Below are 24,315 nucleotides of genomic sequence, written 5' to 3'. Positions count from 1 at the left end.
ATTGCAAAACAACAGGAAACAAATAATATCATGTATTTTTGCACGATCAAAAAAATGATAAACATTTAATTTATGCTACATACAATAGAAGAAGCATTAGAAGATATAAAAAAAGGTAAACTCATTATTGTTGTAGATGATGAAGACCGTGAAAACGAAGGCGATTTTGTTACCGCAGCGGCCAATGTAACTCCCGAGATTATTAATTTCATGTCCAAGTACGGTAGAGGGCTTATTTGCGCGCCGATTACCGAAGAGCGTGCCAATGCCTTGAATCTGAACCTTATGGTAGAAGATAATACGGTGTTACACCAAACGCCCTTTACGGTATCCGTAGATTTGATCGGACAGGGCTGTACTACCGGTATTTCTGCGCAGGATAGAGCGAAGACGGTACAGGCACTGATCGATCCGGCCACCAAACCACAAGATTTGGGCAGACCGGGTCATATTTTTCCTTTAAGAGCCAAACCGGGTGGGGTACTGAGACGTACCGGACATACGGAAGCGACGGTTGACCTGGCGCGTCTGGCAGGTATGGAACCGGCCGGTGTTTTGGTAGAAATTATGAACGATGACGGAACCATGGCCCGTTTGCCGGAATTACTGGAAATTGCCAAACAATATGACCTGAAGATCATCTCCATCAAAGACCTGATCGCTTACCGTTTAGAGAAAGAAAGCCTGATTGAAGAAGAAGTGCGCGTGGATATGCCTACCAAATACGGTGATTTTAAATTAGTGGCCTTCCGTCAAAAAAATACCGGTGAGCAACATTTAGCCCTAATCAAAGGAGAGTGGAAAGATGGCGATTCGATTTTGACAAGGGTACATAGCTCTTGTTTTACCGGAGATATTTTACATTCTTTACGCTGTGATTGCGGAGAGCAATTACAAAGGGCTATGGAGTTGGTAGAACAGGAAGGTAGAGGCTGTGTATTATATATGAATCAGGAGGGACGTGGTATAGGACTGATCAATAAATTGAAAGCCTATAAATTACAAGAAGAAGGAAAAGATACCGTAGAGGCCAATCTGGCCTTAGGCTTTAAAATGGATGAGCGCGACTATGGTGTGGGTGCACAAATCTTACGCCACCTCAACATTTCTAAACTGCGTTTGATGAGCAACAACCCTAGAAAACGTGCCGGTTTACTCGGTTATGGTATTGAGATCGTAGATGTAGTGCCTTTGGAGATTGTACCCAATCCGCATAATGAAAAATACCTGCAGACCAAAAGAGATAAATTAGGCCATGATATTTTAAAATAAATCGGCACTGATGTCATAAAATATAGGGCAGATATTGCTTTTGTTTTGTGCACAATGACTGCTCAATTATAGAAGCTAACGTAAAAAGGGAAAACGCCCATGAGCATAACATTATGTTCATGGGCGTTTCCTTTTTTTTAAGATGTTATCGTTCGCGATAATAGGGATTTTTTAATCTTTGATACAGCGAACAGCATATCCGAATTGTTTGGTTGCCCCGTTTATTGCAGCCCCGGCTAAATCATCATCCACACGCAGGTAATCCGCTTGGCTGGCATTGCGCGCTGAGGACGCCCACCAATAAGCCGATTCGCCCATCAGTTCGTATCCGCCGCTTGTGCCTTTATAACCACTTGGCAAGGCGGCAAAGCCGCTGCTGTTAGAAGCGCCCAGGTTAGGCGCATTCCATAAAGACGAGATTGCTTTTAATTTTCCACCCGCTACAGACGACCCGCCCAGATTACTCACCAGTGTCTCCCATTCTGCGCGGCTAGGCACATGCCAGCCCTCGGGGGCTAATTTTCCGGTATTAACTGCATACCAGTTATATAATTTGCCATAGGTGGTATTATGGGCATTATTCTCGGCGTATATGGCGAAAGCACCTGCACTGGCATCTCCCCAACTCGTATTGCTCAGGCCTGTAGGGATGGCCGTGCCATCTTTATAGCGCGTGGTACGGAGGTTTTCTGTCATCCACAGTTGCGTGCCGATGCGTACTGTAGTATATACATTACCATCCACATCGGTTACCGTAACAGGGTCTGTGGGTTTCGATGTTTTTTTGGCGCAGCTGGTCATACTTGCAGTAAGGCTCAGTAAGGTGATGCAGCACATCATCGTGCTTCTATTGAATTTTATGCTTTTCATGGTTTATTATTATTTGGTGATTAATACCCCAAAGATCATGCAGGAAAAGGGCTGAAAATAGAGGAAAATACCCCAAATATGCTTGGTGTTTTCCCCTGTTTAAAATAAAATCGCCTTGAATATACCAGATATTCAAGGCGATTTTGAGATACTTTATATAGAAACTTATTCCGTGATAAAAGACAAGGCTTTCTTTACCATATTCTTAGACCCGATATAGATCGGTACCCTTTGGTGTAGCTCTGTTGGCTCCACCTCCAGAATACGTTGCGTACCCGTAGAGGCCAGTCCACCGGCCGCTTCCACGATAAAGGCCATAGGATTACATTCATATTGTAACCTTAACTTACCATTCTTGTTTTTCTTATCCGCAGGATACAGGAAAATCCCGCCTTTGATCAAAGTACGGTGCAGATCGGCTACCATAGAACCGATATAACGGTGCGAATAAGGGCGGCAATCTTCTTTATTGTCTTCCATACAAAACTCCAGGAATTGTTTGGTCGCTTCTTCAAATTTTACCGTATTGCCCTGATTCAGAGAATAGATCTTGCCATTTTCTTTTACCTGCATATTCGGATGTGATAAACAGAATTCACCGATAGAAGGCTCTAAAGTAAACCCGTTTACCCCCAGGCGTGTGGCATATACCAACATGGTGCTACTGCCGTAGATTACATAACCGGCCGCCATTAATTTGGTACCGTCCTGCAAAAAATCCTTGGCACAAACCGGCTGACCAATCTCACTAACCCTTTTATAGATCGAAAAGATGGTTCCGATAGATGCATTCACATCAATATTAGAAGATCCATCCAAAGGATCAAATAAAACCACATATTTAGAATTGATGGAAAATTCATCATCAAAGGCCACAAAATCATCATTCTCTTCAGATGCAATACCGGCACAGTGTTCACTGCGTTTCAGTACATTGATCAATGCTTCATCCGCATATACATCTAGTTTCATTTGTTCTTCACCCTGGATATTCGTAGCCCCGAACTGACCGATAATATCGACCAGACCGGCTTTGTTTACCTGCTTATTAATGATTTTACACGCCAGGGAAATGTCTCTTAATATAGAAGACAGTTGGCCGGTAGCTTTAGGGAATTGACGGGTTTGGTTAATTGTGAAATCGTCAAGGGTAACGAGTTTTAGCGCCATATTTTTGGGATTGTATTTTTTTTTGATTGAAATTATAAACCGGAACAAATATTTTTTACGATAAGTGGCCCTTCATAGATAAAACCGGTATAGACCTGTACCAGACTAGCGCCGGCATCCAGTTTTTCCTGGGCATCGGCAGCGGTAAAGATACCACCGACCGCCATAATAGGTATTTTGCCATGGCTTTTCTGGTGAATATAACGAATCACATCTGTTGCCTTATCTTTCATCGGTTGACCACTTAAACCACCGGCGCCGATCGCATCGATCTCTGCCTGGGAAGAGGCTAATCCGCTACGGTCAATAGTAGTATTGGTGGCCACCAACCCGTGTATACGGGTATTTTCCACGATCTCTATGATGTCATTCAGTTGCTCTAAAGTGAGATCGGGTGCTATTTTGAGTAGAATCGGTTTTTCTTTGCCTAACTGAGAGTTGATGATCTGTAATCGAGTCAGCAACTTTTGCAGCGGTTCTTTTTCCTGCAAAGCCCTCAGGTTTGGGGTATTGGGGCTACTGACATTAACCGTGAAATAATCGACCACATCGTACAAAGCGCGGAAACATTTTTCATAATCATCATCCGCATCCTCATTGGGCGTGACTTTGTTCTTTCCGATGTTGCCTCCGATCACAATATCCGACTTGCGTTGACGCAGCCGTTCTGCTGCAGCCACCACACCATCATTGTTGAATCCCATGCGGTTGACCAGTGCATTGTCTTTGGGTAAGCGGAATAAGCGCGGCTTATCATTACCCGGTTGGGGTAAAGGAGTTACAGTGCCAATTTCGATAAATCCAAAACCCAGCATAGACAACTCATCAATAAACTTGGCATCTTTATCAAAACCTGCGGCCAGGCCTACAGGATTTTTGAATTTAATGCCCCAAAGTTCGCGTTCCAGGTTCGGATTGGTGGTGCATTCTTTTTTAAAGAAGTTGCGCACAAAAGTGATTCCGGATGCCCTGTTGAGCATACGCATGGCCCAATAATGGATATATTCCGGGTCTTTTTTGAATAAAAAGTATTTGAGTAAGCGGTACATCATCGCCTGCAAAGATACAGTTCCCCTGCCATATCTCTAGGGTTTAACCGGCAGATTTTTGGACAAAAGAGTATTCCTTTTTAAAAAGTGGGCCAGTTTTTGAGAGAAAAGGGTGGCCCCCTTAGTATTCATATGAGAAGTATTGTAAAAATTGGATTGGTCAAAACAAAGTACATCTTCTGAATAATCTAAAAAAGGGATTTGGTACGTCGCCGCAAATTTTTGATATAATGCGACCAATGCTTCTTTTCCCACCAGGAATTGTTTAATAGCGGTGTACTGTGGAGAATAGACCATAATCACCTGTATGTCCTCCTTTTTGCAATCGCTCAAAAAACGATGCAGGAGTTGCACACAAGGGCTATCAATAAGCACCGTATATTTCTCGATCATTTTGGCGGCATTCTGAAAATCTTCATTAAAGGATTCAGGGTTCCCGGCAAATCCCCTTGTTCTCAAAGCAGGCTGTTGCTCTCCTTTGAAACCTATTTTCAGCGCTTCCTTCAATTCTGTTTTTTTGCCGAAATAGCGCAGCAGGGGCACATAATAATCATAAACACTAAATCCTTGCAAAGGTTGTAAATACTGCTTCATGTATGCACTTGAGCGCATATATGGAATAAACTGCCCCGAATTATAAAGCCCCTTGGGCATTTCGAAGGTGAACAGATCCAAAGAAAGAATAATGTATTTTGGTTTGGGATTGTATTTAAGGTATTCCAGGTGCCGCATATATTGTAAATAGAAGCCATAGCCGTCCATGCCCAAATTATAGGCCTTCATGCCCAGCGAATCTTCCAAAATCTGCGGATCGAAATGCCGCCATGCCCTGGAGGAGCCATAAATTGCCAATTCGCTATTGATCTGTCGGTCATAGATATCATTCCAAACCAGGTATTCCCCATTGGCAAGGGTATGCGACTGCTTTAGGCGCGCGCTTAACCACCGGTCTAAAGGATAAGCCAGTACAATCAAAGGCAGCAGCACCCACAGTGTATGTTTCAGAAAGCGCTTCATACTTAAAATTGAAAATAGATAAATTGTTGCGGACTGCCGGCAAATACAAAGATGACAAGGATCAGCGTGAGATAAATAAGATATTGCAGGCCCTTTGTCTGTTTTGTTAAGCCTTCAAGGGCAAATGTATGTCTGCGGCCCAGCCATTCGATGCCGGTAAACAGACCAATGAATGCCAATACCATCAGGGCTTTAGGCATATTTTGTATATTCGGTACCTGAAAAATCGTTTTCGAAAACATTCCTTTCAGGTAAAGCCAGGCATGCTGCATATCCTGTGCCCGGAAAAATACCCAGGCGATCATGGTAAGGATAAAGGTAAGTGCAATAGAAAGTGCTTCCCTGAAACCCGGAAAGAGACTATTGGGCGCAACGATGTCAATATGCTTTCGGTTATTCCGGAATAGGAGCAAAGGCATAAAGTACAGTGCATTTAATACCCCCCAGGCAATAAAAGTCCATTGGGCACCATGCCAAAAGCCGCTCAGGATAAAGATGATAAAGGTATTCCGGATTTGTTTCCACAAGGCTACTTTACTGCCACCGAGCGGGATATACACATAATCTCTAAACCAGGAAGAGAGGGAAATGTGCCAGCGACGCCAGAATTCTGCAATATCCCGCGAGAAATAGGGATAAGCGAAATTGCGCAGGAGGTCAATCCCGAATAGCCGTGCCGTGCCTAAAGCAATATCCGAGTAACCCGAAAAATCACCATAAATCTGGAAGGTAAAGAATAGCGCGCCCAGCCATAAGGCACTGCCATTGTGCCCTGAAGTATAGTTGAACAGCTCATTCGCCATTTCGGCACAATTATCTGCAATTACTATTTTTTTAAACAGTCCCCATAAGATCTGCCGAAGGCCGCTTACCGCATAGGCATAATCAAAATACCTTGTTTTCTTGATTTGCGGCAGAAGGTGGGTGGCACGTTCTATAGGCCCGGCTACCAGTAAGGGGAAAAAACTGACAAAGACCGCATAATCGGCAAAATTGCGCTCCTCTTTAATCCTGTTTTTATATACATCGATCACATACGAAAGACCGTGAAAAGTATAGAAAGAAATACCCACGGGTAAGATCACTTGTAGCAGTGTGGGATGGGCTTTCATACCGAATTGGGCCAGCAGTGCAGCCATATTCTCGGCAAAGAAATTGTAATATTTAAAGACGCCTAAAAAGCCGATGTTGATCCCAATGCTGAGCCAAAACCAGATTTTACGGTTTTTTTGTTTTGTTGCCCGGGCAATCCGGATACCGGAATAATAATCCAAAGCAGTGGAAAAAATCAATAAGAACAGGAATCGCCAATCCCAGCAGGCATAAAAAAAGTAACTGGAAAGCAGCAACAGGATATTTTGTGCCTTATGGTTTTTATTAAAAACAAACCAATATAAGGCAAAGACGACCGGTAGAAATAAAGCAAAAGAAAAAGAGTTAAATAACATCCTTAAGAAACAGCGCTTGAAATTTGCGCATAAAGATATAGAATAATTGTGCGGTATTGCAACAGTTGCGCTAAATCACAGATATTCGTACCGGCAGAACGATGCATCTACAACAAAAATAATTTACCTTTGCAGCTTTAGTCCATTTCGATATGAATCCACAAGACCGTTATGCCCTACGTGGCGTTTCTGCCCAAAAAGAAGAAGTACATAAAGCTGTAGCCGACTTAGATAAAGGCTTGTTCCCAAAAGCATTCTGTAAGATCTATCCCGATTTCTGGGGTAATGACCCGGAATTCTGCAATATTATGCATGCCGATGGGGCAGGTACCAAATCGATTTTGGCCTATATGTACTGGAAAGAAACCGGCGATCTGAGTGTATGGAAAGGCATCGCTGTCGATTCGATTGTGATGAATACAGACGATATGCTGTGTGTGGGTGCCGTAGGGCCTTATACCTATTCCTCCACCATCGGAAGAAATAAGCACCTGATACCGGGTGAGGTTATTGCCGAAGTGATCAACGGTTCCCAATCGTTTTTTAATACCTTAAAGGAATATGGTATCGAGGTACATTTCATGGGTGGCGAAACTGCTGATGTAGGAGATGTGGTGCGTACGATCATCGTAGATGGTACTATGGCTTGCCGTATGCCGCGCAAAAAGATCATCACAACCGATAATATTGTACCGGGCAATGTGATTGTATCTTTTGCCTCTTTCGGACAGGCAATTTATGAAACGGCCTATAACAGTGGTATTGGTTCTAACGGACTGACCAGCGCCCGTCATGAATTATTACACCATGATTATGCCACTAAATATCCAGAAAGTGTAGATCCGAATTTACCAAAAGAAGTAGTTTATAACGGGATCTATCACCTGACCGATCCAACGGAAACGCCTTTGGATGCCGGTAAAATGATCTTGTCGCCCACCAGAACTTATGCGCCTTTATTATTAAAAATATTAGAAAAGCATTTTGATAAGATCAACGGGATCATTCATTGCAGCGGTGGCGGACAGACTAAATGTATGCACTATATGCCGGAAGGCTTGCGTGTGGTGAAAAACAACCTGATTGCCTCGCCTCCGATTTTTAGAATGATACAAAAAGCCGCCGGAACAGACTGGCGCGAAATGTATCAGGTCTTTAATATGGGTCAGCGCCTGGAGATTTTCACGGATGAGGCTACTGCAAATGAACTGATCGCTATCGCACAGCACTTTAATATTGAGGCGCAGATTAGTGGCAGGGTAGAAGCGGCTCCGAAAAATGAATTGATCATTGAAGGAGAGTTTGGTACCTATACATACTAATTTAAAGGAATAAATATATTTATAATAAGAGCTGCCTAAAAGCAGCTCTTATTATTTTATCCCGTATTTAGATTTTATGATCTGTAGGCACAATGCGGTTCATACCAACTCAGCGGATTTCGGTTCCAGACGGAAAGGTAAAGCTGTATCCTTTCTCTTTTAATGCCCTGATAAGTTCGGGAAGCAGTTCGACGGTTACCGCACAACGGTCATGCAGCAGGATAATCGAATTGGCACGGGTTTTGGAAAGGATTTTCTTTTTTAAGATCGAAGCATCCTTAGCAACGGTATCCATACTCCGTACATTCCAGCCAATGCTTTGCATATTTAATTGCGTTACCGCTTTTGCCAGGTTAGGATTCGTAACCCCAAAAGGCGGGCGGAAAATCGTCGGCGTAAAACCGGTAACCGATTGTATGGCTTCATTACAGGCTTGTAGTTCCAGAGCCATCTTTTTGGTCGATTGCCAATCAAAATGAACGCTATGCTCATAAGAATGATTCCCGATCAGGTGCCCCTCATCCTTCATCCTTTGGAGTATAGCTTCTCTGCCGGCAATGTTTTTGCCGATCAGGAAAAAAGTAGCCTTCACCTGTTCTGCCTTTAAAATGTCCAAAACGGATTCCGTTAATTCATGCGGCCCATCGTCAAAAGTCAGTGCCACGGGTGTGGTACCTTCTGACAATTGTTTAAAACTAAGTGGAATACGGTTTACAGAAGTCAGGAAAAAATTCCACTGGATCTTTATACAAGCCAGTATCGTAATTCCTAAAAAAGCCATGAGGGTGCAGCCAATCCACCAGAGTGGATAACCGTTATAATATACGCCTGCCGCCAGGTGTGCGATCACGATAAGCGTAGCAATAATAAAATATCTGAAGCGCATCCGGTTTATTTATTTCTACTGAGGTAAGCACCATAATAATCACAAGTGCTTTCTACACTTTTCAGGTATTTAGATGCTGTACCACTGTTTAACTTTCTGAAATATGGATTTTTCAACGCATTGACAAAATACATATCATCGGCCGAATAGCGGCTTTCCGGTGTTCCGGGACATCTTTTCTCCCAGCATTTGGCAGCACCCCAGATTGATTTGGCTTTAAGTTCCGGATCGCTGGTCGCGGCGGCGGCTTTATTGAAGTATTGTTCCGCAGTATACACCCCGTAATACTCCTGGAAGGGACGGGACATTTTACGCCATGCATCCGAGATATAATAAGCAGTTTCATTGGTGTAATCCCGCGTGTAATCTACCATATTAGACGCCTTGCCATAGTAAGAAATATTGTAGAGCGCTACAGCGTAGCCATAGAGGGCACCGGCATCGTTAGGGTTTTTCGCGATGATGTCCTGCAGTTCCGCCATGCGTTTACTAAAAGTCAGCTTGCTGAAGGTGCGTAAAGTGTCTTGTTTATAGATCTCAATATAATCGTTGATCTGCGGCATAAAAGGGTTGGGAAACTCGCCGCCAGCACCCGATTTAGCGAAAATCTGCTCCGCTTCCTTAAACTTGTAATCCCGTATATATTTGGTGCCTTCCAGGTCTTTCAGCACATCGGCAGTATAGTAAGTACCGGCTACCAACCATTTTTCAAAAGCAGACTTCTTTGCAGAAGCCTCAAAAGCCTGTACTTTGTTGAGTTGTGCAACCGACATGGCATCCAGTACATTCCCTTGTATATCTTTAAATGATTGGTCTGCATTGAAGCTATTGCGGGCACTGTCGTAGGTGCTGGCATGTGCCATGGCATAAACCGCTTTGATGGTGTCTTTTTGTTGCAGGTATTTGCCTGCGATCAGGTGCTGCATTACATCCCTGAAGGTCTTGTTGGCACTGTAGTTTTTTACCGCCAATGCATTTAATGATTTTAGTTTGGGTAAAAGATCCGTTTCTACTTGTGTGGTGATCGTGGTATTGTTTTTTAGCAGTGCTAAAATCTCCACTACATTGTACAAGCGTTCCTCATTGCGGTTCATACCCGAAGCTTTGGCTGCGGCCATATCTGTATTCATACTGTTTTTATCTTGCAGCATATAAGCGATATAAGCCGATGATAAATACCAAAATGCCTTAGAGGCATTTTTGTTTTCTGCAATCATCTTGCGGTTAAATGTATTTAACTGCTTTAGATAACTGGTATATATCGTATTTACAGAATCTTTATTGTTTCGGCTCTCTTCATAATCGTAATTGCGAATATTATAATACCACATTGAGCTATTCGGCAATTTATTTTCACCATATACGATATCGTCAAAATAATTCTCTTCGATCTTGTTAATCTCCCGGTTCACCAGCACATCAATGCCGGCTACATTAGGATCCAGGCGGTAAGCCTTTTCGATAAGGGGCAGGGCATCGTCCGTTGTCCTTAGGGCATTCATCACCGTAACGACTGCACGTTCCTGGTCATTCTTGCATAAATTATAGATAGCATCCGTATAATCCTTTATCTTTTCTCCTTTATCCGGATCGTAAGTCGTCCGGCACCATTCATAAGAGACCATGGCATCACTTTTATACGCATCACTGTTTTGGAACATCTTACTATAATAATAGCCCGCCTGAACCTTATCTTTGTTTTTGTAATAAGCACCCGCTTTGAATCCCAGACATCGGGTATAGGCGACACTCTTATCAGCAGTATTGCCGGTCAATTCTTCAAACAGCGATAATACGCCGTCATACTGCTCATCATAAAAAGCCATTCTTAAAATCTGGAAATTGTACTTCATTTTTAAGAAATCGTCTTTGGTCCGTTTTCTTAATTTAAGTCCTTCATCCATTAATTGCTGGTTAGTTGTAGTCGATTTCGCTTTGGTGGTATCCCAATTGTCCACTTTAGTCAGGGCATTGATTTCACAAGACTTTGCATAACTCAAATATTGCAGCACATCCTTTTTCTTACCCTTACCCAGCCATTGGGCAAATTGGTTTTTTTCAAAACCGGCAAGGGTGCCCTCGCCCAGCTGGCTTATACTATTGGCATCGGCACCGTACACTACGGCTTCAATGTCTTTAAGTGTACATTGATTATTGGTGTATTCCTGCCATTCTTTTAGAATATATTGCTTGTTGATAATGTCTGTTTGCGACAGGCCCGATTGGAAATCCTCTTCATTATAGTCATCATAATAAAGATCATAACCTACATAAAAGAAGGGGGTATAGGCAGGTTTATCCGGAGCTTTATTTCCGAAAAAAGAAGGATAAGTATCATAATTGTCAAAGTCGGCACAGGCATGAATAATTTGCTCCGATGCCACCAGCGCGGTCACACTACTAAAAACGAGTATATATTTTTTCCAATTCATTTGAGTTGTATTTTAGGAAATTTTTGCGGTCGCAATGATATAAGAGTACTTGTACAGAATCATTACGGAGCTGCGCAGCCACAAAAGTAGCAAGTTTTTGTACTTCTTCCGTATTACTATTTTCGTAACGAACGATTTGCCCCTCTTTCAGCTCAAAACCATTCCATAGCGTATCTTTTGTAATGAGGTAAACATGATCCGTTTTAGGGGTAAACACTTGTCGATCCTGCAGCTGATCGATGTCGATGTCGCGCAGAATGCCCTTGAACTGTTCTTTTTCGAATAGAATACACCAATAGAAAATGGGTAAGGCTACATCAAGCTTTAAAGGATAGTTTTTCATGTTGCCCAAATAAGTACGGGCGGTGGCTACATTTAAGATGGAGTTGGTTTCTTTAATGTCTTTCAACTTACCCATATTGTAACACATGAGCAATCCTTTATCTACCGGCGGAACGCCATTCTTAGTAATATATTTTACCTGATGCAGGCGGATCGTCACACTCAGCACCTTCTGTTTGAAAAAAGGCTGTTGTTTCAATTTTTGTAACAGATCAAAATACATATCCTTATTATTGACCGTCCAATCGCAATCTATTTGTATTTCCTTAGGCAGGATTGCCGACTTGTTGCATTTCATTTCCAGTAAGCCTGCAATGTTTTGTGCCAAGGTGGCGGTGGTATTCCAGGCAAGGTTATTCAGCGCCGTTTGGGTAATGAACACGACCGGAGTGATCTGTTGCTTCAGCGGGCTGTCCAGGCCGGTATTACCGGCTACAGGCACAATTTGTTTACTGCTGCTGTTCCAATCCACATCAAAAAAGCGCACATACAAGTTCTTGCATCCAAGGCTATCCAACACTTTTTGTTCATATACAGAAAGGCTTACGTTCGTCTTCCAATAATACATGCCACGCTGCACCTGCCGGTTTTTGGTTTTGCAGGAAAAGAAACTTGCTGCGAGTAGCAACACAAACAGCACAAAGGGGCTGTGGTATGCTTTTCTGTGGCAGATCATTTTTGTTTTCAATTTAGCATACAAAAGTATATTTTTGTTTACTTCAAAACTATTTTCATTGGGAAATTATATCTTGATCAAGTCCTTAGGCCTATTGTCCGGCATGGTTTTATGCGCGACTGCCTGCTCGGTGTCCAAAATGCAAAAGGGGAATCTACCCGCGGTAAAGCCCCTCGCGGCAAAAGAAAGCAATCCGCCGGTTTACCAGCCCTCCAGAACCAAGGAATGGGAATTGGTGCATACCACACTGGATCTTCATTTTGAGCTTCCGGAAAGAAGAGTCAAAGGTTTGGCGACCCTATCCATGAATCCATATTTTTATGATACCGATTCTGTTGTTTTGGATGCCGTGGGTATGCAGATTGCATCGGTAAAAATGCTGCCGGGAAATACAAGCTTATCTTATGAATATGATCAACAACAATTGAAGATCCGGCTACCTAAAAAATATAACCGTAAAGAAACCCTTCAAATCATTATTGATTACAGTGCGCAGCCTAATACGCTTATAGATAAAGGGACCTCGTCGATTCGCAGTGACAGGGGACTATTCTTTATCAATACCGGCAAGGAAGAACCGCAAAAACCGATACAATTCTGGACTCAGGGTGAGACTCAGGCCAACAGTAAATGGTTTCCAACCTTTGACAGTCCTAATTTCAAGACGACCCTTGATCTGACCATGCATGTACCTGATAGTTTTAAGACCCTGAGCAATGGACTGCTGAAAAGTGCCGTAAAAGAGGCCAATGGTATGCGGGCCGATCGCTGGGTACAAGACCTGCCATTTGCACCTTACCTGGCTATGATGGCGGCAGGTGATTTTGCAGTAGTAAAAGAGCAATGGCATGGTAAAGAAGTGAGTTACTATGTACCCCCGAAGTATGCCGGCACGGCAAAGCAGATTTTTAACCATACACCCGAAATGATGAACTTTTTTTCGGAGCGTTTAGGCGTACCTTATCCCTGGGAAAAATACAGCCAGGTGGCCGTCTATAATTTCGTATCGGGAGCGATGGAGAATGTAACGGCAAGTGTATTTGGGTCCTTTAACCTGAAAAACGAACGCGAACTGGCTGATGCTAATAACGACTATATCGTGGCGCACGAGTTGTTCCACCAATGGTTTGGCGACTATGTAACCTGTGAATCCTGGGGCAACCTGACCGTCAATGAATCCTTTGCCGATTACAGTGAGTTCCTTTGGTCGGAATATAAATATGGCCCTAATGCTGCCGAAGAAGTATGGCAAAACGCCTTAACCCGCTATCTACAACAAGCCGAAAAAAATGATCCCTCTTTGGTGCGTTGCGTGTATAGCTCCGCCGGAGAAATGTTTGATCGCGTAAGCTATAATAAAGGAGGACGTACTTTACATTACCTCCGGAGCTTAATGGGAGATGATGCTTTTTTTGCCGGACTCAAAGAATACTTGACGCAACATAAGCTGGGCACTGCAGAAGCAACAGACTTAAGACTGGCTTTTGAAAAAGTGACCGGTAAAGACTGGAACTGGTTTTTCAATCAGTGGTATTATAAAGGGGGGCATCCCAAACTAAATATTCAGTACACTTATGATGATGCGGCACAGCAGCTAAAAGTAACGGTAAAACAGCTGCAAAGCGATAGTGTGGGTTTGTATGACCTGCCCTTAAAAGCACAGCTACTCGGGAAAGACGATAAAGTAATCGACTGGCATGTAAAAGCGCAGAAAGAACAAGTCTTTGTATATCCGTACCAAAATGGGAAAGCCCCTGTTTTTGTACCGGATGCTTTACACTGGCTACCGGGTGAACTCAAGGTACCTGAGCAAAGCGTAGCCGAGGTTTCTGTGATCCTCAGGCAAACCGGGAGTTTTATTTCCAAACGGAATGCGATAAGCACATTGTTTACGAAGAAAAACACAAGCCTGGGAACAGCGCGTCATGAGGCTATTCTATTGGCCTTACAAGATACCATCGCTGCGGTGCGCACCTTCACCCTGCAACAACTGAATCTTACCGAAAAGGGTTTGCCCAAAACAATAGAAAATAAAGTACACGCCCTGGCCGCAAACGATCCTAATACGAAAGTACAGGCGGCAGCGATACTGGTCCTGAGTGCGGTTGATAACAGTGCCTACAGCAGCTTGTATGAGCAGGCTTTGGAAAGTAAGTCTTATATGGTAGCGGCCAATGCCTTAATAGCCATCTATCGTAATAACCGCAAACTCGGATATGACAGGGCTTCAGAATTTAAAACTAAAGACCCAAAGGCCAATCTGTTAAACACGGTATTCATGATCCTGGCGCAAAACGCAAATGCCGCTGATTATGATTATCTGGTGAAGCAAATCAACGACAATTATGATGGCATCAGAACCGGATTCATCAATCAGTTTGCCGAATACCTGATCCATACAGAAGACCTTAATAGCTATAATAAAGGGATTGCCTTTCTGAAAAAAATCGCTACTGTCAATGAAGGCGCAAATCAGAAAACGATAACAGAACTCCTAGCTGCGCTGAATAAAGAAATGGACAAGATCCTGACGATTAATAAAGACAAGGCGCAGGTGAACCTGGCAAAAGAGAAAAAAAATACCTTATCGGCGCAATAGCCCAAACCCTAACGTACATTTGTAACCCTTTATGAAACGCATTCTATTTTTGATCTCGATATTGTATGGCAATATCATTTCGGCACAACAATACCGACCCGGCTCTTCCAGTACTATTTATCAGGAATTACAACAATTACAACGATTGGGTACCGTAATGTATATCGCGGCACATCCCGATGATGAAAATACCAGGCTGATCGCTTATCTCGTACATCATGATCATGTAAAAACGATCTATTTATCCCTGACCAGGGGTGATGGCGGGCAAAATATATTGGGTAATGAACAAGGACCCGCCTTAGGGCTTATTCGTACCAATGAGATGATGCAGGCGCGTAAAATAGATGGCGCCAGTCAGCTGTTTACCCGTTTTGTCGATTTTGGATTTACGAAATCACCAAAAGAAACGTTCGCTTTTTGGAATCAGAAACAAGTAGTGGAAGATGTGAAAAATGCGATCCAGCAATATCGCCCCGATGTGTTGATCTGCCGCTTTCCCACCACGGGAGAAGGAGGCCATGGGCAACATACGGCTTCTGCCATAGCCGCCAAACAGGCTTTTGAAGAATTACAGGCGAGTAAAGATCCTGCTGTATGGGTACCAAAACGCATCCTGTTTAATGCCTTCCGTTTCGGCTCCAGCAATACCATTAAGGACGGACAGTTTTTGCTGCCGATCAATCAATATGATCCCTTACTGGGAGAGGGTTATGGGGAAATGGCGGGCCGCAGCCGCTCCGAACATAAAAGCCAGGGTGCCGGTACGCCGCAATCCTATGGTATCGCCAATGAGAATTTTGAATTGATGGCCGGAGCACCTATGAGCCAATCTATATATGATGGTATTGACACCAGTTGGAACAGGGTAGGGCGTGAAGCAATCGGGATCTTCATTCAGAATGTAATTGGAAAATTTGATTTTTCCAGACCACAAAACAGCATTCCCGAATTACTGAACATAAAAAAAATGATTCAGCAATTGGATAAACAAAACCAATTCTGGATTAATACAAAGAGCGCTGAAATAGATCATATCATCCTGCAATGTGCCGGTATACAAGCCGAAGCATTGAGTACGCAAGCTGCAACAACGATTGGAGACAGCCTGGCTATTAGCCTTAATATTATTGCCAGGGCTTCGGGAATTCAATTAACAGGGATTCAGGATGCGAGCGGTAAAACGTATACGCCGGCTGCCCTACAACTGCCTAATGATAGTACGGTAACCACCGTTTTTAAACTCCCCGTTTATACGAAAACAGCGGTGACAGAACCCTTTTGGATGCGCAGCGAAGTGCAGAACAACCAGTTTGTCTATCCTGCACCTTATCATAATGAACCCCTGACCCATAATGCGTTTTCTGTAAACCTGACACTCAGCATCGGGGATCAGGATTTCTCTATAGCCGTACCGGTATCCAATAAAAAACTGAATCCGACAAAAGGGGATGTGATAGAACCGGTAAGGGTATTGCCCATAGCCGATATAGAGCCCATGCAAAGTATGCTTGTGGCAAGTCCGGCCGAGCCCTTGAAATTTGCACTGCGTATTAATGCAAGAAAAGCGATAAGCGAGGCGCAGTTGATGGTCTATCAAGGCAAGCAACTGGTTTATGAAAATAAGATTAATGGGCAGTCGAAAGAGGAGCAGCGCGTGCTGAGTATCGAAATTCCTTATAAAGACTTAAAGCTGACCAAAAGTCAATCCGAATTAAAATATGTGCTGAAAGTAAACGATCAGTTATTCGATAAAACGTTAAAACTAATTCAGTATGATCATTTGCCCACCTTACAGTACTTCGAGTCTGCAAAGTCGACCCTTGTGGTGAAGGATTGGAAGACCAAGGTAAAGCATATCGGATACATTACAGGTGCCGGCGATAAAGTGGCCGATGTATTGTCGCAGTTTGGATTTGAAGTAACGATATTGAGCACCACAGAATTATCTAATCCATCGGCTCTGGCTAAATTTGATGCTATCGTATTTGGGGTCAGAGCGGCTAATGTGCGCAAAGACATTCAGCAATACCTGCCTAATATTTGGGCTTACATTGCTCAAGGGGGTAATGTGCTGATGCAATATAATACCAGTATGGGATTGGAACTGCCGCAGTTTTCCCCTTTGCCGATCACCTTATCCAGAGACCGTGTAACGGATGAAAATGCAGCGGTGACCTTTCTGAATCCTGCAGATCCGGTATTACAAACACCGAATAAGATCACTCAAAAAGATTTTGAGGGTTGGGTACAGGAGCGCGGGATTTACTATCCGGCATCCTGGGATGAAAAATACACATCTGTACTGTCTATGAATGATGAAGGGGAAAATCCTTTGAAAAGTGGTATCTTGTATGCACCTTATGGTAAAGGACATTTTGTGTATTCCGGCCTGGTGTTTTTTAGACAATTGCCCGCCGGAAATGTTGGTGCTATAAGATTATTTATTAACTTGCTCAACGTTGGGAAGTAGCATTTAGCTTATTGTTAAAGTTTTGAACGAATCTTGTTGAGAACTTTTATAAGAGATAATTTTGCCTTCCGAACTTACGAAGTATCACTGTATGACCCTAGCGTAATGGAAGTATATAAACCCGAAGAAATTTTAAAGCACACTTTGCATCGTTCTTTCCCCATGCCTAACCAGGACTGGGTGGTGCTAAGTGAATGGAAAGATGTATTGATGCTACATTGGAAAGTAGGCGCCAGTACCGTAAAGCGCATTTTGCCTAAAGAATTATCGATCGATACTTTTGAAGGAGGGGCTTGGGTCACTATTTGCGTGGCCAGTGTCGATAATTTCACCAATCGTTTTTTTACGCTGATCAAACAAGGCTTTAGTTTCGATCAGGTGATCATGCAGACCTATGTGATCCATAATGGTAAACCGGGGCTTTATATTTTTAATCAGGAGCTGGAGAAATCATTTACCAAAAATCTGTATAAAAAAATATTCAAACTCAAGCAGGGCGAGACGGAGATTGTGCGCGAAAGCACCGGAGAGGAGCATAAATTTTTTGCAAAGAACGATTTCTCAGGATTTAAACTTGGTTTGAAATACCGTTTCGGAACTGATATTCCTAAAACACAAATTGAATCCTGGCTGACTAATCGCTTCAAGTATTTTCATGAAAAACAAGGTAACCTGTACGAATACAGTGTACACCATATCGAATGGAAATTCAAAGAAGTGTATCTGGAAAAGTTTAAGTCCAAGTTTATGTACGGTGGCCTGGAACTGATCACTCAACCCGATTTTATACACTATTCCCCCGGAATCCAAAAACTCTTTTGGCCTAAATTTTTAATTAAATAAACAATATGAAGATTGCTTTGGTCGGATATGGTAAAATGGGTAAAACAATAGAACGTATTGCCCAGAGCCGTGGCCACGAAATAGTTTTGACCATTGGTTCAAAAAATACGGAAGACTATATAACAGAAAATATACAAAAAGCAGATGCCGTAATTGAATTCACACGACCGGAACTCGCTTTGAATAATGTATCCCAATCGCTTAAAGCCGGAGTACCCGTAGTATGCGGTACAACAGGCTGGAATGAAAGCGTACCACAAGCCGCGGCTTTGTGTGCCGAACATCAGACCGCTTTAATACAATCTTCTAATTTTAGTATTGGGGTAAACATCTTTTTTGAGCTGAATAAACAACTTGCACAAATGATGAACCACCAGGATACTTATCAGGTAGGGGTTTCGGAGACACATCATACGCAAAAGCTGGATGCACCCAGCGGAACCGCCATTACAATTGCTGAGCAGATTGTGCAGCAGCTGGAACGAAAAAATAAATGGGTAAAAGAAGAAGCGCATAATGATGAGGAGCTTGCGATCCAAGCCTTCCGTGTAGATGAGGTACCCGGTATCCATGTAGTAACCTATCATTCCGAAATAGACGATATCGAAATCAAACATACCGCGCATAACCGTGACGGCTTTGCTTTAGGAGCCGTTTTAGCGGCAGAATTCCTGGTTGGAAAACAAGGGCTCTACACCATGCAGGACGTATTATTTCCCCGTAAATAAAATCTAAAAAAAATAAACATATTTATACAAGATGGAAAAAATTAAATTTGGTACAGACGGTTGGCGCGCCATCATCGCAAAAGAGTTTACGGTACAAAATGTGGCAAGGGTGTCTAAAGGACTCGCAGATTGGTTGCATGGAAAAACGAAAACCCCGTCTGTGGTCATCGGGCATGACTGCCGTTTTGGTGGCGAACTGTTTTCTGAAACCGTCGCGCAGGTATTATGTGCGCATGGCGTAAAAGTGTATATCGCCAAAGGCTTTGTGAGTACCCCAATGGTTTCTTACGGAGTCTTGCATTTAAAAGCAGATCAAGGTGTGGTCATTACTGCCTCACATAATCCGCCTGCTTATAACGGGTATAAATTAAAAGGCGCTCATGGCGGTCCCACCAACCCAGGCGATATTGCGGAAGTGGAAGCACTGATTCCGGATACTTATACCGTTCCTGTCGATGGTTTAGATCATTATGCTGCGCAGGGTTTACTGGAGTTTGTAGACCTGGAGCAAATGTACCTGGACTATCTGCAAACAAAATTCGACTTTGAAACCTTAAACAATGCCGCCTTTAAAATGGCTTATGATGCCATGTACGGTGCCGGGCAGAATGTGATCAGAAAGCTGATGCCTTCTGCTGTTTTGCTGCATTGCGAGCATAATCCAACCTTTATGGGTATTGCCCCCGAACCTTTGTATAAAAATACAAAAGAACTGTCGGCGATGATGCAGCATACACCAGAGCTGAAATTAGGTTTGGTAACCGATGGTGATGCAGATCGTATCGGATTATACGATGAAGAAGGTAATTTTGTGGATGCACATCATATCCTCTTATTGTTGGTGCATTACCTGGCGAAGTATAAACACATGACCGGAAAGGTAATCATTGCTTTCTCCGTGACCGATAGGGTTAAGCGCATGTGCGCGCAATATGGCTTACCGGTAGAAGTAACGCCGATCGGCTTTAAATATATCAGTGAAAAGATTGTTACCGAAGATGTCCTTGTGGGCGGAGAAGAAAGTGGCGGAATTGCCGTAAAAGGACATATTCCGGAGCGTGACGGGATTTATGATGGTTTGGTATTACTTGAGTTTATGGTAGCCACTGGAAAATCTTTGAAAGAATTGATCCAGGAAGTATATGAGGTGGTAGGTGCATTTGTGTATCAACGCGATGACCTTACCTTACCTAATGAACAAAAGGAGCGCATCATCAATGCGGCACAGAACGATGAGTACAATGCCGGTTTTGGCACTTATGCCGTAACGCATGTAGAAAAAATAGATGGCGTCAAATATCACTTAGCCAATGGCGGATGGGTGATGTTGCGTGCTTCCGGTACCGAACCCTTGTTGCGTATTTATGCAGAAGGGGGTAGCGAAGCAGAAACCGCAGATATCTTAAAAGTAGTGAAGGAAACCATCCTGTAAGCGTTATATAGTATAAAAAAGAGTGCCTGTAGCAATAAATACAGGCACTCTTTTTTTTATGCACTTAATCTACTTAAAGTGTTTTCAATAATTCCTCCAGTTGGCTGATGCCCATCAGGAATCCTTGTTCAAAGCCCATATCTAAGGTCGCTTGCATGTATTCTTCTTTTTCAAAGACAATTTTAATAGATACCAGCGTGCCTTCCGGTGTTTCCGTAAACACATTTTCCCAGGCACTTCGGGGCATTTCCTCATTCAAGACGCCATGCTCATCACAAAAGCCGTCTTTTGCTGCGAAATTTTCCGGTGCATTGATCGCAGTATAATCTGCACGCGCCCAGTGCCGTTCTTCATTAGGTCCGACCATAGCATAGAGCCAGTAGCCACCCACAGAAAAATCCATAGATTTCGTCTCGGCTCTCCAGGGTTTTGGTCCCCACCACTGATCGAGCAATTCGGGCTCTGTATAAGCGCGCCATACGGTTTTCAGCGGAGCGTTAAAGGTCCGGGAAACATGAATTGTTTTGGCTTGCAGGTCTTTGTTTACCTGGGTTTTGTTGTTGCTTTCCATTGTACATTTATTTTAGAGTGTTGAGTAATTGATCTAGCTGGCCGAAGCGCTCTTCCCACATTTTACGGAAGGGCTCTACGAAATCGGCAATGTCTTTCAGTTTTTGAGGATTGAAATGATAATATATTTCCCTTCCCGATTGCTCTTGCGTCAATAGGTCGCATTCCGTTAATACCTTAATATGTTTAGAAACGGCCTGTCTCGACGTTTGAAAATGTTCCGCAATCGCATTGGGCGTCATGGCCTGTAGGGCTATAAGTCCTATAATCGCTCTGCGGGTAGGGTCTGCTACTGCCTGAAATACATCTCTTCTCATCATAATATTTATTTGTGCAACCAATCTATTGCAAATATAAATGCAATTAATCGGTTGCGCAAAATTTATTTAAAAAAAAGAGATTTTATTTTTTCGTTTGTCTGATCTAGCCTTAAACTTATGTTATAAAAATACAGATCGCTATGGGCTTTGGCCTTGTTTTAATATTTTTAAAGCTCAATTCAATCTAATGAAAAGATTTGTGTTTCCCCTTTTGCTCTCTGGAGCATTTCCGATGTTTATTGCTTCCTGTAATGATACCGATAACGCTAAAGCGGCGGATGCGGCAAAGAATGGTGCTGAAGAGGCAGCATCTGTAGTCGACCCGGTAGTAACAGTGGTCAAATATGAACAATTGATGGCGCGCCTGCAACAAAAGAATGATACACTTTACGTCGTTAATTTCTGGGCCACCTGGTGTGGGCCTTGTGTGCGGGAATTGCCCCATTTTGTCACGATAAATGATAAATATAAAAACGGGCCTTTCAAATTTATTATGGTCTCCCTGGACGAAGGGGCTAACCTTAAAGAAGGTGTCATTCCTTTTCTTAAAAAGAAAAATATCCAGGCAGAGCATTATCTGCTGGATGATAATGGGCGCATGAACGAATGGATTCCGAAATTCGATAAATCCTGGACCGGCGCTATTCCCGTAACGATCTTGTATAAACAAGGTGAGAAAAAAGCCTTTCATGAAGGGTCAATGGACGAAGCAGCCCTGGACAACCTGATCAAACCTCATCTTCAATAACCCCTAAACACAAATAAACATGAACAAACTAGTTATTTTGTTAAGTGCCGCAACGCTGGCTTTTACCGCCTGTAACAGCACAAACACAACAGATAATAAAGACAAAACAGCAGTAGAAAGCCCTAAAGACACCACAAAAACGCCGGAGAAGGCCGTCAGTGGCTATAAGGTAGGGGATGAGGCTACAGATTTCTCTCTTAAAAATGTCGATGGCAAACAAGTGTCCTTGGCCGATTATAAAGAAGCAAAAGGATATATTGTGGTCTTTACCTGTAATCATTGTCCTTATGCCAAAGCATATGAACAACGTATTGTAGATCTGGACAAAAAATATGCTTCCTTAGGTTATCCGGTTATTGCCATAAGTCCTAATGATCCGGTACTAGAACCCAAAGACAGTTATGAAGAAATGCAAAAACTGGCTAAAGAGAAAAAATATACCTTCCCATACCTGATCGACGAAAAGCAGGATGTGTATCCTAAATATGGTGCGACCAAAACACCGCATGTATTTGTATTACAAAAAGAAAATGGCAAAAATATCGTGAAATACATCGGTGCGATCGATGATAATTACGAACATCCAAAAGAGGTGAAAAAGAAATATGCCGAATTGGCCGTAGATGCTTTACTGGCCGGAAAACCCATTGAAGAAAATACCACTTTAGCAATTGGTTGCAGCATAAAAGATAAAAGAGCAGAGTAAGCGGTAAAGCTTTACCTGTACTACATAAAAGGTGCGGAATGATCTTCATTCCGCACCTTTTTATGTCTTAATTATTACCGGTATGATTTCTTATCGAATTTCAGTAGTACCGTTTTCTTTTTAGTGCTTACTTTCTCTTCACAATCTTCCCCGACTTTATAATTTAGGGTGTGTCTAAGCGTTTGCTTCAGGATAATATTGTTGAAATGGTTTGTTTGGGCTTTATCAATCATAATAACCGAAGCGCGATCATCAAAAGCGCCGGCGCAATTCGTGTCCCATTCTCCGGTAAAACGGTCGATTTCGTAGTCTTTGAGCAAAGGTCTTAAGCGATCTCCTTCCGGGATAAATAAAGTGAAAAGAGTTTGGTTATAAGGATTAGGACGACTGCTTCCGGTATAATTAATCCGGATTCCGAAACCTCGGGTATCATTGTTGAGCTGATAAGGTGCAGTATCAATTACAATTTCCGAGAGTACCATGGCATCAGAATTCCATGCCTCGGCTTCATAAAAAAGGTTCTTGATTGTCGCAGTTTTATGATCAACCAGCAATACATAAGAATCCATCACATAACTGCCGTTGCCATAGGCATCTAATTCCTGTTGGGCTATTTTAGGGATCACCATTATGGTCAGCGAGGGATCGTAAGGCCATATTTTTTCTGTATATAATTCTTCCCGGATCTCCGATTTGCTACATTTTAGTTGCTCCAGTACCTTGTCCAAAAGGATATTGTCTTCCGTATTTTGATGTTCCGTCAAGCCGTCTAAGCGGGGAGTGGCAATGCTTCCGGCGCTAAGGTGCCGGGCTGTAGTAAAGATAAATGAGAGGAGTAAAATGCCTGATTTGATCATAATTATAAGATGATTGGTATAGGGTTAACTATAAGTGTAACGCTCTCCTTTTTGTCGGGCCTAGTTGTTTACCATTGCAGTAAAGGCCGTATTTTTATTGCGCAAATCCAGGCCACCTTCATACACCGATTTTAGATTGACAAGATAAAAAGACCAGCCCGAAGCGCAGCCTAAACGGATGTTCTGTTTAGAAGCATCGTCTGTTGGAATATCCTTTTGCGTCAGTGCTACAATGATAAAGCCATCTTCCTCCCATAGTTTTACCTCAACGATACAGGCTCCTGCAAAGGTGAACCGGATCAAATCCTTGCCATTGGCTTCCAAGATTTTACCTTGTTCCCGGTACTCTTGTGTATACCATTGCCAATCATAGCTTTGGCCGCCACTAATGCTTTCCGTTGCCGCGATTGGATTTTGTTCGATATCAAAATATACGGCTTTGCTTAAAAACCATTTTTCTATTTCAGCAGCCTTCGTCCAGGCATCGTACAGCCCGGAAAGGCTGGATTGAATCGCAATTTTTCGGGTAAAGCTTGTCCAGTTAAATTGATCCAT

21 protein-coding genes are annotated in these 24,315 nt (G+C 42.8%); 9 read left to right on the top strand and 12 right to left on the bottom strand.

Annotated elements, in window-relative coordinates; translation table 11 throughout:
* The first annotated feature begins 72 nt into the window (after positions 1 to 72).
* Entirely contained in the window at positions 73 to 1,272 is a 1,200-nt protein-coding gene (locus DBR32_RS14350) for a bifunctional 3,4-dihydroxy-2-butanone-4-phosphate synthase/GTP cyclohydrolase II (RefSeq protein WP_124637058.1), read from the top strand.
* A gap of 171 nt (positions 1,273 to 1,443) precedes the next feature.
* Here the strand turns inward: DBR32_RS14350 and DBR32_RS14345 are convergent, their stop codons facing one another.
* The 5 genes from DBR32_RS14345 to DBR32_RS14325 form a co-directional block, all read right to left on the bottom strand.
* Entirely contained in the window at positions 1,444 to 2,142 is a 699-nt protein-coding gene (locus tag DBR32_RS14345; RefSeq protein WP_124637057.1) for a fibrobacter succinogenes major paralogous domain-containing protein, read from the bottom strand.
* A 165-nt stretch (positions 2,143 to 2,307) separates the two neighbouring features.
* Positions 2,308 to 3,312 carry a class 1 fructose-bisphosphatase gene (gene fbp, locus DBR32_RS14340; protein ID WP_124637056.1) on the bottom strand — a complete coding sequence of 335 codons (1,005 nt, stop codon included), beginning with the start codon at positions 3,310 to 3,312 and terminating at the stop codon, positions 2,308 to 2,310.
* Between the two features lie 32 nt (positions 3,313 to 3,344).
* Positions 3,345 to 4,364, bottom strand: a complete 1,020-nt coding sequence (locus tag DBR32_RS14335; RefSeq protein ID WP_233559751.1) for a quinone-dependent dihydroorotate dehydrogenase — start codon at positions 4,362 to 4,364, stop codon at positions 3,345 to 3,347.
* 33 nt (positions 4,365 to 4,397) lie between these two features.
* Positions 4,398 to 5,378 carry a hypothetical protein gene (locus DBR32_RS14330; protein ID WP_124637055.1) on the bottom strand — a complete coding sequence of 327 codons (981 nt, stop codon included), beginning with the start codon at positions 5,376 to 5,378 and terminating at the stop codon, positions 4,398 to 4,400.
* Between the two features lie 2 nt (positions 5,379 to 5,380).
* Positions 5,381 to 6,826: an MBOAT family protein gene (locus tag DBR32_RS14325; protein WP_124637054.1), complete on the bottom strand. Its 1,446-nt coding sequence runs from the start codon at positions 6,824 to 6,826 to the stop codon at positions 5,381 to 5,383.
* Positions 6,827 to 6,978: 152 nt separating this feature from the next.
* Between DBR32_RS14325 and DBR32_RS14320 the strand changes: the two genes are divergently transcribed.
* The gene (locus DBR32_RS14320; protein ID WP_124637053.1) at positions 6,979 to 8,148 is read left to right on the top strand and encodes an AIR synthase-related protein; all 1,170 of its coding nucleotides are present in this window, start codon (positions 6,979 to 6,981) and stop codon (positions 8,146 to 8,148) included.
* A gap of 109 nt (positions 8,149 to 8,257) precedes the next feature.
* On the opposite strand, the gene DBR32_RS14315 is transcribed toward DBR32_RS14320, so the two are convergent.
* From DBR32_RS14315 to DBR32_RS14305, 3 genes are read right to left on the bottom strand one after another with little or no spacing between them, the layout of a single operon-like run.
* Positions 8,258 to 9,034 carry a polysaccharide deacetylase family protein gene (locus DBR32_RS14315; protein ID WP_124637052.1) on the bottom strand — a complete coding sequence of 259 codons (777 nt, stop codon included), beginning with the start codon at positions 9,032 to 9,034 and terminating at the stop codon, positions 8,258 to 8,260.
* 5 nt (positions 9,035 to 9,039) lie between these two features.
* Positions 9,040 to 11,466, bottom strand: coding sequence for a hypothetical protein (locus DBR32_RS14310; RefSeq protein ID WP_124637051.1), 2,427 nt, complete (start codon positions 11,464 to 11,466; stop codon positions 9,040 to 9,042).
* Positions 11,435 to 12,484, bottom strand: a complete 1,050-nt coding sequence (locus tag DBR32_RS14305) for a hypothetical protein (protein WP_158606007.1) — start codon at positions 12,482 to 12,484, stop codon at positions 11,435 to 11,437. Before DBR32_RS14305 ends, DBR32_RS14310 begins: the two co-directional genes overlap by 32 nt.
* A gap of 58 nt (positions 12,485 to 12,542) precedes the next feature.
* On the opposite strand from DBR32_RS14305, the gene DBR32_RS14300 reads away from it, so the two are divergent.
* The 5 genes from DBR32_RS14300 (at position 12,543) to DBR32_RS14280 (ending at position 20,559) form a co-directional block, all read left to right on the top strand.
* On the top strand, positions 12,543 to 15,083 hold the full coding sequence (locus DBR32_RS14300; RefSeq protein WP_158606006.1) for a M1 family metallopeptidase: 2,541 nt from the start codon (positions 12,543 to 12,545) through the stop codon (positions 15,081 to 15,083).
* Between the two features lie 31 nt (positions 15,084 to 15,114).
* Positions 15,115 to 17,556: a PIG-L family deacetylase gene (locus DBR32_RS14295; protein ID WP_124637048.1), complete on the top strand. Its 2,442-nt coding sequence runs from the start codon at positions 15,115 to 15,117 to the stop codon at positions 17,554 to 17,556.
* Between the two features lie 105 nt (positions 17,557 to 17,661).
* Positions 17,662 to 18,399, top strand: coding sequence for a DUF2071 domain-containing protein (locus DBR32_RS14290; RefSeq protein ID WP_124637047.1), 738 nt, complete (start codon positions 17,662 to 17,664; stop codon positions 18,397 to 18,399).
* A gap of 5 nt (positions 18,400 to 18,404) precedes the next feature.
* A complete protein-coding gene (gene dapB / locus DBR32_RS14285; protein WP_124637046.1) occupies positions 18,405 to 19,127 on the top strand; it encodes a 4-hydroxy-tetrahydrodipicolinate reductase in 723 nt (240 codons plus the stop codon).
* Positions 19,128 to 19,158: 31 nt separating this feature from the next.
* Complete coding sequence (locus DBR32_RS14280; RefSeq protein ID WP_124637045.1) at positions 19,159 to 20,559, top strand: phosphoglucomutase/phosphomannomutase family protein; 1,401 nt, start codon at positions 19,159 to 19,161, stop codon at positions 20,557 to 20,559.
* 73 nt (positions 20,560 to 20,632) lie between these two features.
* Here the strand turns inward: DBR32_RS14280 and DBR32_RS14275 are convergent, their stop codons facing one another.
* A complete protein-coding gene (locus tag DBR32_RS14275; RefSeq protein ID WP_124637044.1) occupies positions 20,633 to 21,130 on the bottom strand; it encodes an SRPBCC domain-containing protein in 498 nt (165 codons plus the stop codon).
* A gap of 7 nt (positions 21,131 to 21,137) precedes the next feature.
* Positions 21,138 to 21,446, bottom strand: a complete 309-nt coding sequence (locus DBR32_RS14270) for a helix-turn-helix transcriptional regulator (RefSeq protein ID WP_124637254.1) — start codon at positions 21,444 to 21,446, stop codon at positions 21,138 to 21,140.
* Positions 21,447 to 21,636: 190 nt separating this feature from the next.
* Between DBR32_RS14270 and DBR32_RS14265 the strand changes: the two genes are divergently transcribed.
* Positions 21,637 to 22,197, top strand: a complete 561-nt coding sequence (locus tag DBR32_RS14265; protein WP_124637043.1) for a TlpA disulfide reductase family protein — start codon at positions 21,637 to 21,639, stop codon at positions 22,195 to 22,197.
* A 19-nt stretch (positions 22,198 to 22,216) separates the two neighbouring features.
* Positions 22,217 to 22,903 carry a redoxin domain-containing protein gene (locus DBR32_RS14260; protein WP_124637042.1) on the top strand — a complete coding sequence of 229 codons (687 nt, stop codon included), beginning with the start codon at positions 22,217 to 22,219 and terminating at the stop codon, positions 22,901 to 22,903.
* 74 nt (positions 22,904 to 22,977) lie between these two features.
* On the opposite strand, the gene DBR32_RS14255 is transcribed toward DBR32_RS14260, so the two are convergent.
* Positions 22,978 to 23,760, bottom strand: coding sequence for a hypothetical protein (locus tag DBR32_RS14255; RefSeq protein ID WP_124637041.1), 783 nt, complete (start codon positions 23,758 to 23,760; stop codon positions 22,978 to 22,980).
* A gap of 60 nt (positions 23,761 to 23,820) precedes the next feature.
* Positions 23,821 to 24,315, bottom strand: a complete 495-nt coding sequence (locus DBR32_RS14250; RefSeq protein ID WP_124637040.1) for an SRPBCC domain-containing protein — start codon at positions 24,313 to 24,315, stop codon at positions 23,821 to 23,823.

The organism is Taibaiella sp. KBW10, assembly GCF_003852495.1.
In the GTDB taxonomy this organism is placed as follows: domain Bacteria; phylum Bacteroidota; class Bacteroidia; order Chitinophagales; family Chitinophagaceae; genus Edaphocola.
Note: the sequence above shows the minus strand (reverse complement) of the source record. Positions and strands in the feature narration are given on the sequence as shown.

Coding starts and splice junctions, on each gene's coding strand:
- DBR32_RS14350 (WP_124637058.1), top strand. CDS start 73: ATGCTACATACAATAGAAGAAGCATTAGAAGATATAAAAAAAGGTAAA.
- DBR32_RS14345 (WP_124637057.1), bottom strand. CDS start 2,142: ATGAAAAGCATAAAATTCAATAGAAGCACGATGATGTGCTGCATCACC.
- fbp (WP_124637056.1), bottom strand. CDS start 3,312: ATGGCGCTAAAACTCGTTACCCTTGACGATTTCACAATTAACCAAACC.
- DBR32_RS14335 (WP_233559751.1), bottom strand. CDS start 4,364: ATGATGTACCGCTTACTCAAATACTTTTTATTCAAAAAAGACCCGGAA.
- DBR32_RS14330 (WP_124637055.1), bottom strand. CDS start 5,378: ATGAAGCGCTTTCTGAAACATACACTGTGGGTGCTGCTGCCTTTGATT.
- DBR32_RS14325 (WP_124637054.1), bottom strand. CDS start 6,826: ATGTTATTTAACTCTTTTTCTTTTGCTTTATTTCTACCGGTCGTCTTT.
- DBR32_RS14320 (WP_124637053.1), top strand. CDS start 6,979: ATGAATCCACAAGACCGTTATGCCCTACGTGGCGTTTCTGCCCAAAAA.
- DBR32_RS14315 (WP_124637052.1), bottom strand. CDS start 9,034: ATGCGCTTCAGATATTTTATTATTGCTACGCTTATCGTGATCGCACAC.
- DBR32_RS14310 (WP_124637051.1), bottom strand. CDS start 11,466: ATGAATTGGAAAAAATATATACTCGTTTTTAGTAGTGTGACCGCGCTG.
- DBR32_RS14305 (WP_158606007.1), bottom strand. CDS start 12,484: ATGATCTGCCACAGAAAAGCATACCACAGCCCCTTTGTGCTGTTTGTG.
- DBR32_RS14295 (WP_124637048.1), top strand. CDS start 15,115: ATGAAACGCATTCTATTTTTGATCTCGATATTGTATGGCAATATCATT.
- DBR32_RS14290 (WP_124637047.1), top strand. CDS start 17,662: ATGGAAGTATATAAACCCGAAGAAATTTTAAAGCACACTTTGCATCGT.
- dapB (WP_124637046.1), top strand. CDS start 18,405: ATGAAGATTGCTTTGGTCGGATATGGTAAAATGGGTAAAACAATAGAA.
- DBR32_RS14280 (WP_124637045.1), top strand. CDS start 19,159: ATGGAAAAAATTAAATTTGGTACAGACGGTTGGCGCGCCATCATCGCA.
- DBR32_RS14275 (WP_124637044.1), bottom strand. CDS start 21,130: ATGGAAAGCAACAACAAAACCCAGGTAAACAAAGACCTGCAAGCCAAA.
- DBR32_RS14270 (WP_124637254.1), bottom strand. CDS start 21,446: ATGAGAAGAGATGTATTTCAGGCAGTAGCAGACCCTACCCGCAGAGCG.
- DBR32_RS14265 (WP_124637043.1), top strand. CDS start 21,637: ATGAAAAGATTTGTGTTTCCCCTTTTGCTCTCTGGAGCATTTCCGATG.
- DBR32_RS14260 (WP_124637042.1), top strand. CDS start 22,217: ATGAACAAACTAGTTATTTTGTTAAGTGCCGCAACGCTGGCTTTTACC.
- DBR32_RS14255 (WP_124637041.1), bottom strand. CDS start 23,760: ATGATCAAATCAGGCATTTTACTCCTCTCATTTATCTTTACTACAGCC.
- DBR32_RS14250 (WP_124637040.1), bottom strand. CDS start 24,315: ATGGATCAATTTAACTGGACAAGCTTTACCCGAAAAATTGCGATTCAA.